General features: G+C 66.5%; 11 protein-coding genes. 2 read left to right on the top strand and 9 right to left on the bottom strand.

Features of this window, described 5'->3' with window-relative positions; genetic code table 11:
• Positions 1-38: 38 nt before the first annotated feature.
• From R2N03_RS15395 to R2N03_RS15410, 4 genes are all read right to left on the bottom strand, one after another.
• Entirely contained in the window at positions 39-2,201 is a 2,163-nt protein-coding gene (locus R2N03_RS15395; RefSeq protein ID WP_316658516.1) for a TonB-dependent receptor, read from the bottom strand.
• 77 nt (positions 2,202-2,278) lie between these two features.
• Complete coding sequence (locus R2N03_RS15400; protein ID WP_316658518.1) at positions 2,279-2,644, bottom strand: hypothetical protein; 366 nt, start codon at positions 2,642-2,644, stop codon at positions 2,279-2,281.
• A 142-nt stretch (positions 2,645-2,786) separates the two neighbouring features.
• Entirely contained in the window at positions 2,787-3,773 is a 987-nt protein-coding gene (locus tag R2N03_RS15405) for a DUF6685 family protein (protein ID WP_316658520.1), read from the bottom strand.
• A 276-nt stretch (positions 3,774-4,049) separates the two neighbouring features.
• A complete protein-coding gene (locus R2N03_RS15410; protein ID WP_316658523.1) occupies positions 4,050-5,270 on the bottom strand; it encodes a cyclic di-GMP phosphodiesterase in 1,221 nt (406 codons plus the stop codon).
• 318 nt (positions 5,271-5,588) lie between these two features.
• Here R2N03_RS15410 and R2N03_RS15415 point away from each other — a divergent pair, with 318 nt between their 5' ends.
• The gene (locus tag R2N03_RS15415; protein WP_316658525.1) at positions 5,589-5,930 is read left to right on the top strand and encodes a hypothetical protein; all 342 of its coding nucleotides are present in this window, start codon (positions 5,589-5,591) and stop codon (positions 5,928-5,930) included.
• A gap of 64 nt (positions 5,931-5,994) precedes the next feature.
• Here the strand turns inward: R2N03_RS15415 and R2N03_RS15420 are convergent, their stop codons facing one another.
• The 3 genes from R2N03_RS15420 to R2N03_RS15430 all read right to left on the bottom strand — a co-directional run bounded on the left by R2N03_RS15420 (position 5,995) and on the right by R2N03_RS15430 (position 9,033).
• Positions 5,995-6,510, bottom strand: a complete 516-nt coding sequence (locus R2N03_RS15420) for a MarR family winged helix-turn-helix transcriptional regulator (RefSeq protein ID WP_316658526.1) — start codon at positions 6,508-6,510, stop codon at positions 5,995-5,997.
• Between the two features lie 73 nt (positions 6,511-6,583).
• The gene (locus tag R2N03_RS15425) at positions 6,584-7,717 is read right to left on the bottom strand and encodes an ABC transporter substrate-binding protein (RefSeq protein WP_316658527.1); all 1,134 of its coding nucleotides are present in this window, start codon (positions 7,715-7,717) and stop codon (positions 6,584-6,586) included.
• Between the two features lie 38 nt (positions 7,718-7,755).
• Positions 7,756-9,033 carry a flavin-dependent oxidoreductase gene (locus tag R2N03_RS15430; protein ID WP_316658528.1) on the bottom strand — a complete coding sequence of 426 codons (1,278 nt, stop codon included), beginning with the start codon at positions 9,031-9,033 and terminating at the stop codon, positions 7,756-7,758.
• A 333-nt stretch (positions 9,034-9,366) separates the two neighbouring features.
• Here R2N03_RS15430 and R2N03_RS15435 point away from each other — a divergent pair, with 333 nt between their 5' ends.
• Positions 9,367-10,713 (top strand): amidase, encoded by a 1,347-nt coding sequence (locus tag R2N03_RS15435; protein WP_316658529.1) that lies wholly within the window; start codon positions 9,367-9,369, stop codon positions 10,711-10,713.
• 139 nt (positions 10,714-10,852) lie between these two features.
• On the opposite strand, the gene R2N03_RS15440 is transcribed toward R2N03_RS15435, so the two are convergent.
• Complete coding sequence (locus R2N03_RS15440; RefSeq protein ID WP_316658530.1) at positions 10,853-12,265, bottom strand: methyl-accepting chemotaxis protein; 1,413 nt, start codon at positions 12,263-12,265, stop codon at positions 10,853-10,855.
• Between the two features lie 60 nt (positions 12,266-12,325).
• The gene (locus R2N03_RS15445) at positions 12,326-15,082 is read right to left on the bottom strand and encodes a sensor domain-containing protein (protein WP_316658611.1); all 2,757 of its coding nucleotides are present in this window, start codon (positions 15,080-15,082) and stop codon (positions 12,326-12,328) included.
• Between the last annotated feature and the right edge of the window lie 42 nt (positions 15,083-15,124).

Here is a 15,124-nt window from a genome sequence, read left to right on the forward strand (position 1 = left end):
GATGGAGACGGGCCAGCCTCGCACGCTGGCCCGCTTGCCTAGAACGGCTTGCTGACCGACAGCAGGAACGTGCGCCGCGGCGCGAACTGCGGCGCCCCCACGCCGATACCCGTGCCGTCGCGCAGCTGATAGCTGCGATCGAACACGTTGAGCACGGTCAGGCGCGTCTTGAACTTGCCCAGCATTGGGAGGTTGAAGTCGCGCCCCGCGCCCAGGTTCATCTGCCAGTAGGCCGGCAGGTGATCCGTATTGGCAAAGCCGTTGCGCAGGCCGGTGCCGAACAGCGCATCGGCCATCCACGTGGTCCCCCAATACTTGTACGAGACGCCGGCCGATGCGGTCAGACGCTGGTCATGGTCGAGGTTGACCCAGTGGTTGTTGATGAAGGCCAGTTCGTCGGCGCCGAAGTTGAACTGGCCCGTTTCGATCCCCTTGCCCTGCGCGCGCGATACCGCCAGGTTCAGGTACGCGCCGAAATTGCCGTTGCGGTAATTGGCGCTGCCTTCCAGGCCATAGATGCGGCCGCGCTCGAAGTTGAAGGCCGAGTACAGCAGCGCATTGCCGAACTGCCCTTCGTCCTGCAGGTGGCGCACGTCGCGGTAGTACGCGTCCAGACCGAGTGTCAGGTGCGGCGAGAGCTGATGCGAGATGCCGAGGTCGAAATAGTTGGAGCGTTCCGACTTGACCGCCGTGTTGGCATCCGAGGGCAGCGCATTCGTCGTGCCGTTGAAGGCCTGCACCGTGGTCGTGTCGAACTTTTCGGTCGGCGGCGGCGTGAAGTAGCGCGCGTAGCCCGCGTGGACGCGCGTGCGACTGCTGATGTCGTATGTCAGACCCAGGCGCGGGCTGAGCTGCTGCTCGCTGACGATGGTGTTGACGTGGTCATAGCGCGCGCCGTAGTTGACGGTGAGACGGTCGGTGGGCTTCCACTCGTCCTGCAGGTACACGCCCATCGTCGTGCCGCTGCCGCTGTGGTTATCGACGATGGTGAACGGCGTGGTGCTTGTCTGCGCACCGGTGGCGTTGGCCGCAAACACGCTGGAGGTGTTGTCGGCAACGTAGCGTTCGCGCTGCACGAACACGCCGGCACGCAGCGTGTGCCGGTCGTTGAGCTTATAGCTGGCGTCGCCCTGCACGCCGTAGGCCTCGTTGCGGCGCGTGATGTCGGCGGCCACGCCGTTGTACACGAGATCGCCCACCGGGTCCGGCATGTAATCGATACGGCTGGCGCGGCGGAACAGCGACACCTGGTAGTCCAGCTTGGGCGACACCTTCTGCTGGTACGTGAGGATCTGGAAGTCGGTCTTCTCTCGCTGGTTGGCGTCGAGCGCCTCCGACGCCGGCGGCACCACACCCGCCAGCGTGAACTTCGGTTCAAGCCCGGGGCGCGTCGGAATCTGGAAGCGGCTGTTGGCCGTGCCGAACATGAAACTCACGCGGCTATCGTTGTCGAGCAGGTACGAGAGCATGCCAAACGACTTGTTCTGCGTGGTGTGGTCATGCGTGGCGTTGCGATTGCCCGTGGGGTTCTCGATCCCAAGGTTGTTTTCGACAAACACGCCCGAGAGGTAATAGCTGAAGCGGTCTTTCGACCCCTGGAGCTGCGCATTCACCTGGTGCGTGGCGTTGCTGCCGAGCACCGTGCCGATCTCGCCACTGACAGCCTTCGGCTCGTCGTCTTCGTCACCCGCCGCGCCCTTGGTCTGGATATCGACGACGCCCGCGGTGCGATAGCCGTACTGCGCCGGCAATGCACCGGTCAGCACGTTGATCTGGTTGGCGAAGCGCGTGTCGAGCATCTGGCCGAAGCCGCTGATCGGCTCGGGAATGATCACGCCATTGATGCGGTACTGCAGGTTGGCGTGGTCGCCACGCACGTGCAGTTGGCCGGACGCGTCCTGCACGACGCCGGGCGCCTGCAGCAGTACCTGGTTCAGCGGCGTGGCATCGCCCTGCGGCAGGCGCGCGATGTCGTCGGTGTCGAACTTGTAGACGGAGCTGCCGGTATCGGGCGACAGCGCATTGCGTGCGGCGTCCAGGCGCTTGGCGGTCACGCGGGTTTCGTTGAGGTCGCGCACGCTGGTGGCGGAGGCGGCGGGCGTCGGCGTGGCGGCTTCCTGCGCGAAGGCGGTCACTGCGGCCACGGAGGGCAGGACGGCGGCAAGCGCCATCACCAGCTTGCGGGGCTGGAACGGAATCATGAAAGACCTTTGAATCGGGCGAATGCGTCAGACAGCGGCGCGCGCATCAACGCGCGAGCCAACGGGCAAGGCACAGATCAAAGGCAGGAAGGAGGATCGCGCGAACACACGGCGACCGGGAAGACCGGTGCCGCTGCATGAAAGCCGATGTGCGGAAAATGCCAGCGCCGCGTATGCGACAGACGCAGCGCCACGACCATCGGCAACGCCGCGGCGAGCGCGGCAAAGGCAGCGCACTGCAGACACGCCGCGTGCTCCTGCACGGGCTGGCTGCGCTCGCTGCCGGCACCGGGTCTGGCAGTGACGGGTTGCCCAACGGATGCCTCTTCGCTCCAATGGGACAGCGTATGCCGCAGCGCGCCCTGCTGACCGAACAGCAGCAGCACGGTCAACAGGCAAGCCAGCCAACGCGGATGCAGGAGGGAGGAGCGGTACGGGCGCACGATCAGAGGGCGGAGCCGGCATGCGCGGCACCACAGAGCCCGCACGCCAATGCAACTAAGTTGCGAATTCTGACATCAGCCACCCGATTCGGCAATCCGTCGGGCGGGTGGCTGATCAACCCGATACCCTACCGCCCGTGTATTACAGGCGCGTGTGTGCAAAGCCGGGCGCAAGGCCAGTCGGCAGGCCCAGGGCGGGCACCGACACGCGCGTCCAGCTGGAGCGCGTCTTGCGGGCCGTCTCTTCGCGTTGGGCGGGCGCGCCCACTTCGGTGGCATCGTGCAGGCTGGCGAGCCAGGCGCCATAGTCGAACCAGCCGTCGCGCACAAGCTGCTCGCCCACGCAATGGGCAAAGCGGTCCGACTTGGGCAGGAAGCAGAGTTCGAAGCCTTCGGTCTCACGCCGGCCATGCATCCAGCGATGCGGCACCTGGTGATGGGCAAGCGCCTCCGACAGACGGGTGCCATAACGCTGCTGGGCCTGCCGGCGTGCGCCGATCACGTAGAAGCCGTCGAGCAGCCGGCGCAGCCCCAAGGCGGAGCGTGCATGGCGAACCTCGGCATCGACCAGCAGCGCTCGGTTCTGCGTACGTGCCTGCAGCGCCAGCGCCGCGAAATGGTGCGCGCCCCACTCATTCATGTAGAACAGCTCGCCGCCGGCAAAATCGTAGGCGCGGAACAGGTTGGGCTGGTCCGCATACCGGAACACGTGGCGCTTGTTGGCCTCGAAATCCGCGTCGGTGCTATGCGGAATGCGGCGGCAATGCTGGTGCGCAAACACCAGCATGCTCGGAAACGAATGCACCGAGCACGGCGATTGCGCCAACCCTGTCACCGCGCGAATGTCGATCTTGCGGTGTTCACGACGCACGCCCACGAGCTGGCTCAGGTGGTGGTGAAGATCATCCACCCAATCGGCGTGGGGCAGGTGTTTGGGAAAGAGCTGGTGCGCCGGCTCGGCCACGCCGGCATCGAACAGGAACGGCACGCTTTTGTGCCAGATATCGAGTTTCCAGTGCGACAACGCATCGCTCTCGGTACGGTGGTGCGCGACCGATTGCGTGACGTTGAAGGCTCGCGACTGGATTAACCAGTGCGAGGCCGCATGCAGCAGATTGGAAACGTTCATGTCACCCCCCGGAAGACTGAATCGTTTGTTTGGCAGGTCGCCGACATCGCTCTGATGGATGGCGAGTGTTCAGCACTGTAAAAACCAACGACTCAACCGTACCCCACTTTAGAGGGGTATGCCATGAAGTTTGTTGAAATCCGTGTTAATAAAAATACACATTGGCCGAGGGGACTTGCCAGGCGCGCGGCATGCTGCTTCACGAAACACGCTCCCAGCCGTGTTCAGAAGGCGAAGACGGCTTGCAATCCGGACCGCACCCGCCGCGCCAGCGGGTCAGACCAGGCACATGTCGGAGACTTCCTCGTCCGACAGGCCCCAGGTGGTCGCGTCTTCCACGGTGATGATCACGTCGTCGGACTTGCTCAGGCTGATGCGTTCCGGACGCACGCGCGTCTTGGTGTTGCCCGAATAGAAGACGACGACGTCAGGCTTGAGCGCCGACGCCTCGTTCTGGTTGACGACCACGCCCAGCCGGTTCGTGCGCAGCTTGACCAGCGTGCCGACCGGGTAAATGCCCACGCTGCGCGTGAAGGCCTGGAACACGGTGCGATCGAACTGGGTGTCGGTGCGCGCCATCATGTATTTGAGCGCCTGCGCCGGCGACCACGCATGGTGGTAGGGGCTGCTCGAGGTAAGCGTGTCGTACACATCGCAGATGGCGCCCATCTTCGCCCACAGGCTGATGCCGTCGGCCTTCAGCGCGTCGGGGTAGCCGCTGCCGTCGATGCGCTCGTGATGGTGCAGGCAGATCTCGCGCGCGATTTCACTGAACTGCCCGGTGCCGATCAGCAGGTGGTGCCCCCCCACGGCGTGGGTCTGCAGCAGCGCCAGCTCGTCCTTGGTGAGCGCCGTGCTCTTGTCGAGCAGCGTGCGAGGCATGGCCGACTTGCCGATATCGTGCACCAGCCCGCCCAGCCCGCATTCACGGATCTCGTCTTCGGGCAGGCCCAGCGTCTTGGCCAGCGCCACCATCAGCGCGCAGACGGCAAACGAATGCAGGTAGGTGTAATCATCCTTGTTCTTCAGACGCGCCAGCGCGATGAGCGCGTAGGAATTGCGCGCCAGCGAGTTGGAGACGTCGTCCACGAGCAGCAGCGCCTTGTCGGTCTGCAGCGCCCGGCCCATGCGCGCTTCGGCAAACATGTGGCCCAGCACGGCCTTGCCGCTCTGCATGAGTTGCTGGGCATGCTTCCACTCTTCCTTGAGCGATGTGGGCGTCAGCGGGGGACGCGCCGCCACGCTTTCGCGGGTCAGCGGCTCGGGTTCCGGCGCAGCCGCCGGCGCCGGAGCGGGCATCAGCGCCTTGGGAAGGACGTCCTCGCCGCGTTCGGGATCGATCCAGATTTCGGCAATGCCGGCCTTCAGGATGTCGTCGATCTGACCCTGGTGCGACAACTGGAACTGCGAACGCCAGAACGGATGCTTCAGCCAGGACCCGCCCAGCTTCGTCACAAACATACCGACACGCAATTGGTTCGCATCGATTCGCTTCATACCTGCCTGCCTCGGCTCGAAAGTCCGGTTTTTTGAATGAAATGGGAGCGGTGCACCAGCCGACACGGGTGCCGTGTTCGCTGCTATGCGTGGGTGCTCTGGCCCACAAGCGAGTCCACCCCGTCGGTTTATCGGCGTCCCCGCATAAAACTTGAGGCAAAAGTGGCCCGAGCGGCGCGCAGGCGGGCAGTTCCGTGCAGGGCACATCACGCGCTACCGCGCTCCGGGCAAACGGCGGCGTGCGTCAAGACCCTCGCGTGTCGGGCTGGCGATTGGATGCAGGCGGCGTACACTACCGTCCAAGGATGCGCATCCGACATGACTCACGATCCCACATCCCACCGCAAGCAGGCCGGCCCCGATGATTTCGCGCTCAACCGCGATGCCATCCGCTGGCTGGCGTCCCTGCCCGATGAGGTCCGTCCCATTGAATTGGGCCGCAAGTTCCCGCGCATCATCAACACCATCGCCGCCAAGTGGGCTGATTTCATCGGCTGCCGGCGCTACCTGAACAGCCTGCAGATGGACGACCGCGGCGGCCGCCAGGGCTTTCCGTTCGAGATCGTCCAGGAAATCTGCGCGCTGCGCGAGCATTTCGATTCGCTGTACCCGCCCGACAAGGACCTCTGGCAAAAGGCCATTGACGCCGACAGGCGCTGACAATTGCAGCGTGCCACCAGCAACGGCCATCGGCCCGGGAGCGGCTTCTGCCCCGGGCCGTTTTTCATGCAGCTTGCGCGGGACCGGCTGCCAGCTTGTTGAGCAGCGCCAGCAGCGTCTGCCGCTCACCGCCGGACAGATGCGCCGTCACCCTGGCATCGTGCGCAGTGACGGCGCGGGTGATCTCTTCGAGCGTGAGGACTCCCTTGGCGGTGAGCACCAGCCGGAAGGCCCGGCGGTCGGTGGGCGACGGCAGCCGCTCCACCATGCCCATCGCTTGCAGCGTATCGACCAGCAGCACCGCGCCCGAGCGCGCCACCCCGAGGATGCTGGCCAGCTCGGTCAGCTTCAGGTTGGGGTTGTGCGCGATCACGGTCATGGCCGAGAAGCGCGGCGGCGTGATGTTCCACGCCTGCAGCGAGCGCACGAAATCCTCGTAGATGTGGAGCTGTGCGCGGCGCACCGCGTAGCCCACCAGGCCATCGAGCGCGCCGTACTCCACGTCCGCCACGTGCGGGTTGAAATGGCCGGATTCGGCCACGGCGGGGTAGAGGTCGTCGGCTTTGGAACGGCGTGGCATGGCGGCAGCGATGATGAAAGACTCCCGGATTATCGTCGGCGATGCGCCCGTCGACCATCCGCGCGAACGCGCCTCAATTGAGCAGCTTCCATTTACCGTGGTCGATGGTCAGCAGCACGCGCCCGCGCGCATCGAAGCCGAAGTGGTCGGTAGCGGTGTAGTTGAGCACGCCATGCGAGACGACGATGTCATGCTCCGATTCCAGCGCGGCCTTGAGTGCGCGGCGGAATTCCGGCGTACCGGGCTTGGCGTGCTTGAGCGCGACCGGCACGATCCGCTGCAGCACCTGCAGGGCATCCCACGTATGGGCGCCAAACTGGGTGCGGGTGTCGGGGCCATTTGCCTTTTCATAGCGCGTCACGTACTCCAGCGCTGTCTTCTTGCTCGGATGGCTGCCAGGCAACTGCTCGGCCACGATGACTGGCCCCGCAGGCAGGATGGCACCGTCGACCGCCTTGCCGCCGATGCGGATGAGGTCCTTGGTGGCCGCGCCATGCGTCTGATAGATCGGTCCTGCGTAACCGCGATCGCGCAACGCCGTGTGCGGCAGCGCCGCCCCTGTGCCGGCACCCGCCACCAGGATCGCGTCGGGCTTCAGGCTGATGAGCTTGGCGACCTGGCCGGTGACGTTGGTGTCGGCGCGTGCGTAGCGCTCCACGTCGATCACCTTCAACCCGCGCGACGTCGCGACGGCCGAAAAGTCCTTGAGCCAGCTCTCGCCGTACGCGTCGGCAAAGCCGATGAAGCCGACCGTCTTGATCCCGCTCGATGCCATGCGCGCGGCAATCGCCTCGGCCATCAGCAAGATGGGCTGCGCCAGGCGGAATGTCCAGTCCCCCCTGCCAGGTTTCAGCTCTACGGGCGCCAGCGCCAACTGCGGCGTCTGCGATTCGGTGGCGACTTCGGCAATCGCTATCGACGGTGCCACGGCCGACGAGCCGACGATCACGTCGACATGGTCCTCCGTGACCAGCTTGCGCGCCATGCGCGTGCCGGTCGCCGGGTCGGAGGCATCGTCTACCACCACCAGGCGCAGCTTTTCGCCGCCGATCGAATCCGGATAGAACGCCAGCGAGTTCTTCTGGGTGATGCCGAGCGACGCCGATGGCCCCGTGGTCGACAGGCTCACGCCGACGACAATCTCGGCATGGGCGGCACTGGCAAGCAGCAGCGCGGCGGCGGCGCAGATGGTGCGGCGGATGGTCATGGTCCCCTCTTCTTTTCTGGTCGATGGTTGGCGGTGGTTCAGGCCGGTGTGCGGGCGCGGCCAGGCATGGGCGGCTGCTCGCGCAGCGATTGCGGATCAAAACCGGCCAGCTTCTTGTAGCGCATGGCAATGGCTTCCAGCTCGGTGCGCGGTATCACGTCCTCGATGCGGGCAAAGCCTTGCGGCGCGCGTTCGTGTGCCAGCTGCATGACCTGCTCCGGACCATTCAGGCGATTGCGCAGCACGATGCCGGCGGTGCGCGGCAGACGGTCGGCTTCATATTCGCGCAGGGCGATGGCGGTGTCGCGCGTGGCGAGCAGGCAATCCACCAGCGCGCGCGCATCGAGAATGGCCTGTGCGCTGCCGTTCGAGCCGATCGGGTACATCGGATGCGCCGCGTCGCCGAGCAGCGTGACGCGGCCGAATGTCCAGCGCGGCAGCGGGTCCTTGTCGACGAGCGGAAACTCGTACACCGCCTGCGCGCCGTCGATCAGCGCGGGAATATCGATCCAGTCCCATTTCCAGTCGGCGAAGGCGCTTCGGAAGATCGCGCGGTCCACCTCGCGGTTCCAGTCGCTGCGTGGGGGCGCCTCGTCGGGCACACGCAGTTCTGCGATCCAGTTGATGCGCGAGCGGCCCTGCTGGCGCAGCGGCTCGGAGATCGGATAGGCGACGAACTTCTGGTCCTGGTGACCCGCCATGAACATCGTGCGGCCATCCAGGTACGGCGCCGCTTCGGTCACGGCGCGCCAGAGCATGCGGCCCGCAAAGCGCGGCGCATCGCCAGTGGGGTAGAACTGCCGCCGCACCGCGGAATGGATGCCGTCCGCACCGACCAGCACATCGGCCGACGATTCGACGATGGTGTCATTGGTGCGATCGCGCAGCGTGAAGCGCACCGGGCCACCCTTTTCTGCGGTCGACTGAATCGCCTCGAAGCTGTGGCCCAGGCGGATGCAATCTGGACCGAGGCGTTCCGCGACGGCGTCGGCCAGTGCCATCTGGAATTCACCGCGGTGGATGGAAAACTGCGGCCAGTCGTATCCCGCCGCCAGCCCGCGCGGCTCATGCCAGATCGGTTGACCAAAGCGGTTGTAGTAAGCCAGCGCGGATGTGCGGATGGCCAGCGCCCCGAGCGTGTCTTCCAGGCCGAGTTCACACAACTGGCGCGCCGCGTGGGGCAGCAGGTTGATGCCCACACCCAGCGGCCGCAACGTCTGCACCGCTTCCCACACCTCGACCTCGAAACCCTGGCGCTGCGCCATCAGAGCGAGCGTGAGGCCGCCGATGCCCGCGCCGATGATGGCGATCTTCATGGCTGTCTCCATAAAATTTGTTGCAGTCTATAACGAATTTCGGCGCAGTCCAGCGCTGATGCGCTCAGGACAATCCCTAGACAGAAGCGATCGCGATGCATGGGCCGCTTGACGCTCCGCGAGATATCACAGCACTATCACGCGACTTTTTTGGAGATCCAACGCGCGCCGGATCCCTCACGTCTTGGCCGGGTGCCATCACGCCCGTCGGGCATGCCCCGGAGAGCGCCAAGCTCACCCGGCCACGTCGGCATCGAGCGCCGCGGCCAGGCGAGCTGCTCGGCAAGGCCAGACTCGGCTGGCTGAAGCGCCCCACCCAACGGAGCCTCACAGATGATGACCCCCCGCCCGAACATGATCCGCTCGCTGGCCGCCGACCTGGCCGCCGGCCGCACCACCAGCGTCGCGCTCACCGAGGCCGCGCTCGAGCATGCAAAGCGCCATCGCGCCGCCGGCGGGTCCGCGTATGTGAGCCTCGATGCGCAGGCGGCGCTCGCCATGGCACGCGCTGCCGATACCGCCCGTGCAGCAGGCAACGTACCGTCGCTGCTGGCCGGGCTGCCGGTCTCCATCAAGGACTTGTTTGACGTGGCCGGCCAGGTCACGTCCGCGGGCTCGCGTGCGCTGGCGCACCAGCCGCCGGCAACGGCGGATGCCGCAGCGGTGGCCCGGCTGCGCGCTGCGGGTGCCGTGCTGCTCGGCCGCACCAACATGAGCGAATTCGCATTCTCCGGCCTCGGGCTGAACCCGCACTACGGCACGCCGCGCACCCCGGTGGACGGCACACGCGTGGCCGGTGGCTCCACCTCGGGCGGCGCGGTGACGGTGGCAGGCGGCATGGCCGTCGCCGCGCTGGGCACCGACACCGGCGGCTCGATCCGCATTCCGTCTGCGTTCTGCGCGCTCACAGGCTTCAAGCCCACCGCGCGCCGCGTGCCGATGACAGGCGGCGTACCGCTGTCCACTTCGCTCGACTCGGCCGGGCCGCTCGCCAATTCGGTGGACTGCTGCGCCATCGTGGATGCCGTCCTGAGCGGCGAAACGCTGGATTCCGAGGCGGTACCGCTGGCAGGCTTGCGCCTTGGCATCACGCAAGACTACGTGGGCGCGGACGTCGACGACACGGTACACACGGCGTTCTGCCGTGCCGTGGAACGACTCGAACGCGCCGGCGCGCGCATCGTGCGCTTTGAGTTCCCCGAACTGCTCCAGTTGCCCGACATCAATGGCGGTGACGGATTGACGGCGGCGCAGGCATGGGCGTGGCACAGGCCACTCCTGGCGCGCGCCGAAGCGCAGTACGACCCGCGCGTCGCCGCGCGCATCCGCCGAGGCGAACAGATGAGCGCCGCCGCATACATCGACGTGATGGAGGCGCGCGCCCGCATGATTGCCATCGCGCGCAAACGGCTCGGCAACCTCGACGCGTGGCTGATGCCGACCGTGGCAATCGTGCCGCCCGAAGTTGCGTCACTGGAAGCCGACGACGCCCAGTTCTTCCGCACCAACGCGCTGGCGCTGCGCAATCCGAGCGTGATCAATTTCCTGGACGGCTGCGCGCTGACCCTGCCCGTCCACGCCGTCGGCGAACTGCCGGTCGGCCTCTCGCTGTGCGGCCTGGCCAATGACGATGCACGCATCCTGCGGGTGGGCCGGGCAGTGGAAGCGGCGTTGCGCTGACCGGCTGACAAGCGCACTCGAAAGCACACGCCGCGACGGTTTGGCCGTCGCCTGCCCATGCGGCGCCCGGCATCGGCGTTACGGGCGACCGATCCGCCGGCAGCCAAGCAAGCCAGGGAGGTGCCGCTGCCGGCGATTGCTACCCCGCCACCTTGTAGCCGATGCGCAACCCCCCCCAGTGCCGGCCCTTCACATAGATGGGCGCGGACACGTCCTTCATCATCGCGAAGGTACCGTTGCCCATGTCGCGACGGTATGTCTGCAGCAGGAAGGCTTCGGTGTTGCGCGCTGCACCCAGTCCGGTGCGGTCGGCAAACACCCGGCGGTTGCGGCTGTTGGCGGCGTTCCATGCCGGATCGTTGCCCTGCGGCTGCGAAAACTGCAGGTTGTGCGTTGGCAGATAACCGTTGGTATCGACCGCCGCGCAAAACACGACGCGCGGGTCGAGCTTGAGCAACGGCTCTTGCACGGCAGGCAGCACGCGATCGGTGAACGGGGTAAAGCGTGCCAGATGCTGCGGCGGGTCGGTATTGGGCATCGGCTGGTATGCGCGGTCAAACAGATCGCCTTCGCTGATGTCGCCGCGCGAGAGCGCCGTCTCGAACAGCGCGCTGATCTTGCGCGCGCCCGCCTGCACGGCGTCGATGAACGGCGTATCGGCGCTCTGCACGCCGGTGGAGGCCGTCAGCCGGATCAGCGTTTCCGAAGACCCGAGCAGACCCGAGAGCTGCTGCTGGGCGCTGTCGATGTTGTGGCTCGATTGCTTCACGCCCTCGGCCATCGCGTCCACTTCATGCGCCAGTGACGCGCATTCGGATTCGATGGCGGCCGTGGATTCTGCAATGCTGGTGGCCTCGGCATCGAAGCGCGCGATGGCCTCGCCCGCCACGCCGATCACGGCGCCAATGGCCTGCGTGCCCACATCCACGCGCTGCGCACGCGCGACGTTGGCACTACTGTCTCCGATCAGTCTTTCGGTCTGGCCGGACAAGTCGGCCAGGGTCGTTTCGATGCGCCGGGTGGCGTCGGCGGTCTGGCCCGCGAGCTGCTTGACGGCGCCCGCAACGACCGCGAAGCTGCGGCCTGATTCGCCGGCACGCGCCGCTTCAATGGCGGCGTTGATGGCCAGCAGGTTGGTCTGCCTGGCAATCTGGGAGATCTGCTCGGCTGCCTGCGCCACCTGCACCAAGGCCTCGCGCAGGTCGGCGATCTGCCGCTCCATGCTCGCCACGCCGACCGCCAGCTCACGGATGTCATGCAGCGATGCGTCGACCGTGGCACGCGAGCCGCTCACCTCCTCGCTGGCGTGTGAAGCCACTTCGCGGGCGTGGGCCGCCGCTACGGCGATGTCGTGGTTGCCGCGCATCGTGATATCGGCGGCATTGCGCAACTGGTCGAACACCTCGGCCTGACGACGCAGGCGCACGGCCACATCCTCCACGTTGCCGGACACTTCGCAGATGCCCATGCCCACACGGCCGGCCTCCTCGGCAATGCGGGCGACGAGTTCAGGAGAAGCATTCGGGCCACGGCCCCAGGCAAATCGCTTCACGTGTGTTGGTCTCCAATGGATCGTGTTGTTCGGCCGGCACCTTGGGCACCCCTTGAGGGTTTATCGGCCCAGGGGGCCAGGCGCTTGAGCGGCGTCGCCTGCCTTTTCTTGGAGCGGCGGCGCGGTGGCGCCCCGGCGCAGACGTGCCTCGTATGCGGCGGCCGTCATGGGCGCGCCAAACAGGAAGCCCTGCAGCTTGTCGCAGCCGGCCGCCTGCAGGAATTCGGCCTGTTCGAGCGTCTCGACACCCTCGGCGGTGACGGTCATGTCGAGCGACGCGGCCATCGCCACCACCGCGCGCGAGATCACGACGGAATCGCGATGGCGCGGGATCCCGGACACAAACGAGCGATCCACCTTCAGGTTGTCGATCGGAAAGCGCTGCAGATAGGACAGCGACGAGTAGCCCGTGCCGAAATCGTCGATCGAAATGCGGACCCCCAACGCGGTCAGCGCGTCGAGCACCGGAATCACGGCGGCGGTGTCGCGCATGAGCAGACCCTCGGTGATTTCCATCTCCAGCGCCTTGGCGGGTAGTCCGGCCTCGGTCAGACAGCGCGTGATGGTCGGCACCAGCGCTTCGCCAAACTGGCGCGGCGACAGGTTCACGGCCACGAAGAAGTCGGGCATGCATGTCGCGCGCCAGTGGGCCGCCTGCCGGCAGGCCTGGGCCAGCACCCATTCGCCGATGTCGCTGATCAGGCCCGCGTCTTCGGCCACGGGAATGAACTCGGCTGGCGACACTTCGCCCAGTTCCGTGCTGTGCCAGCGCAGCAGCACCTCCGCGCCGACGATGTCCATCGACGTGGCATCGACGATGGGCTGAAAGCGCAGCGACATCTCGTCGGCGGCCAGTGCCCGGCGCAGGTGGTATTCGAGCTGGAAGCGCCGCTGCGCGCGTTGCGACAGGCGCGCGGTGTACACGCGGTGCTGGTTGCGCCCGTTGTGCTTGGCGTTGTACATGGCAGCGTCGGCGCAGCGCAGCAGCGTGGCGGCATCGCTGCCGTGCTCCGGATACGCCGCAATCCCGATGGATGCGCCCAGGTAGTACTCGGTGCCGCCCGTCGAGAACGGCTGCGCAATCGCTTCGATGATCCGCGTGGCCAGACGCTCGGCTTCGGCCAGCGAGCGCACGTTGTCGAGCAGCACGACGAATTCGTCACCGCCCAGACGCGCCAGCGTGTCGGTCTGGCGCACGCAGGCCGACAAGCGCTGTGCCACGATCCGCAGCAGATGGTCACCCGCCTCGTGCCCGGCGGTATCGTTGACCTGCTTGAAGCCGTCGAGGTCCAGAAACAGCACCGCCACCTGCTGGCCGTCTTCAGCCGACTGCTCCATGACGGCCTGCATGCGCTGCGAGAAATACGCGCGGTTGTACAACCCGGTCAGCGCATCACGCTGCGCGAGGAAGGTGAGCTGCTGCTGTGCCGCGCGCGCGGGGCCGATGTCGTTGAACGAGATCAGCACCGCGCTTGGCGCATCGTCCCCCGGGCGCACGATCGGCAGCACGTTCTCGTGCACCCAGACCACCTCGCCGTCGACCAGCTCCAGGCCGATGGTCAGCCCCAGCAGGGGCCGGCCGGTGTTCAGCGCCACGTGCGTGGGACGTTCGACGAAGGGAATCTCGCTGCCATCCTCGCGCAACGAGCGGCGCATCAACGTGAGGTGGCTCGAGCCCACCGGCGAGCGGTTGCCCGCACGCAGGATGCGCCGCGCGCTCGGGTTGCACGCGAGGATGGTGCCGTCGGCGGCCTGTACGACGATACCTTCGGTCAGGTTGTCCACGGCGAGCCGGTAACGCTCCTCGCTCTCCTGGAGCTCGCGCGCGATATGGGCCTTCTGGACCGCCACGCCAATGATGTCGGTGATGCCATCAAGCAGACCCATCGCGTCGGCGGTAGGCGCGCGGGGCGCATCGTAATAGATGCCCATGGCGCCGATCATCTGGGCGTTGTCGCCGCGGATGGGGGTCGACCAGCACGCGCGCAGGCCAAGCGGCGCCACGAGGTCGCGGTAGCCATCCCACAGCGTGTCGGCGTCGATGTCTTCCACCACCACGCGCTTGTTGAGGAACATGGCCGTACCGCATGACCCGACCGCGGGCCCGAGCTCGAGGCCGATCAACGCTTGCGACAGCGTAGGGGGCAATGACGGCGCCACCGCCTGCGTAATGTGCCGGCTATCGCTGGAGAGCAGCACCGAACAGACGGCGCCGTCATCCAGCAAAGCCTCGACGAGGCGGCATACCTCGGCCAACAGGTCAGGTAGCCGCACATTGCGCGAGCTCATTTCGAGCACGGTCTTTTCGCAGCGCAGCAGTTCCTTGGCGCGCGCGGTCTCCACGGCAAGCGTCCGGTAATTGGCTTCGGATTCGCGCAGCGCCTGCTCGGCGTGCTTGCGCTGGCTGATATCGCGTGCCACCACCTGGATCGCGGTGCGCCACCCCAGTTGCACGGGCGCGGAGAGCACCTCGACGTCGACGGGCGTGCCGTCGCAGCGCAGCAGGGTCTGCTCGACGGGCGGCAGGCCAGCACTGTGCGTCACCATCCACTCGCGGCGCTGGCGGGCAAGCTGCACGGAGTTGCCATGCACGAACTCGTCCAGCTCCCGGCCGACAATATCGCGCGCACTTTCCGCCCCGAACAGCCGCACGCCCGCCTCGTTGATGAAAACGATGATGTCGTCCGCCACGATGTACAGCGCATCCGGCATCTGCCGGACGAGCGCCTCGTAGCGGTCGTCAGCGAGCGGTAGCGGCCGCGTCTCCATGAGATCCGATTCGGAACGGTCAGGCCGCTTTGCAGAAGTGGCGTCCATATGGGTGCGGGCGGTAGGCCCGCCCTTGGGAACTCCCTCTTT

Origin of the sequence: Ralstonia condita, from assembly GCF_958405655.1 — a bacterium.
In the GTDB taxonomy this organism is placed as follows: domain Bacteria; phylum Pseudomonadota; class Gammaproteobacteria; order Burkholderiales; family Burkholderiaceae; genus Ralstonia; species Ralstonia condita.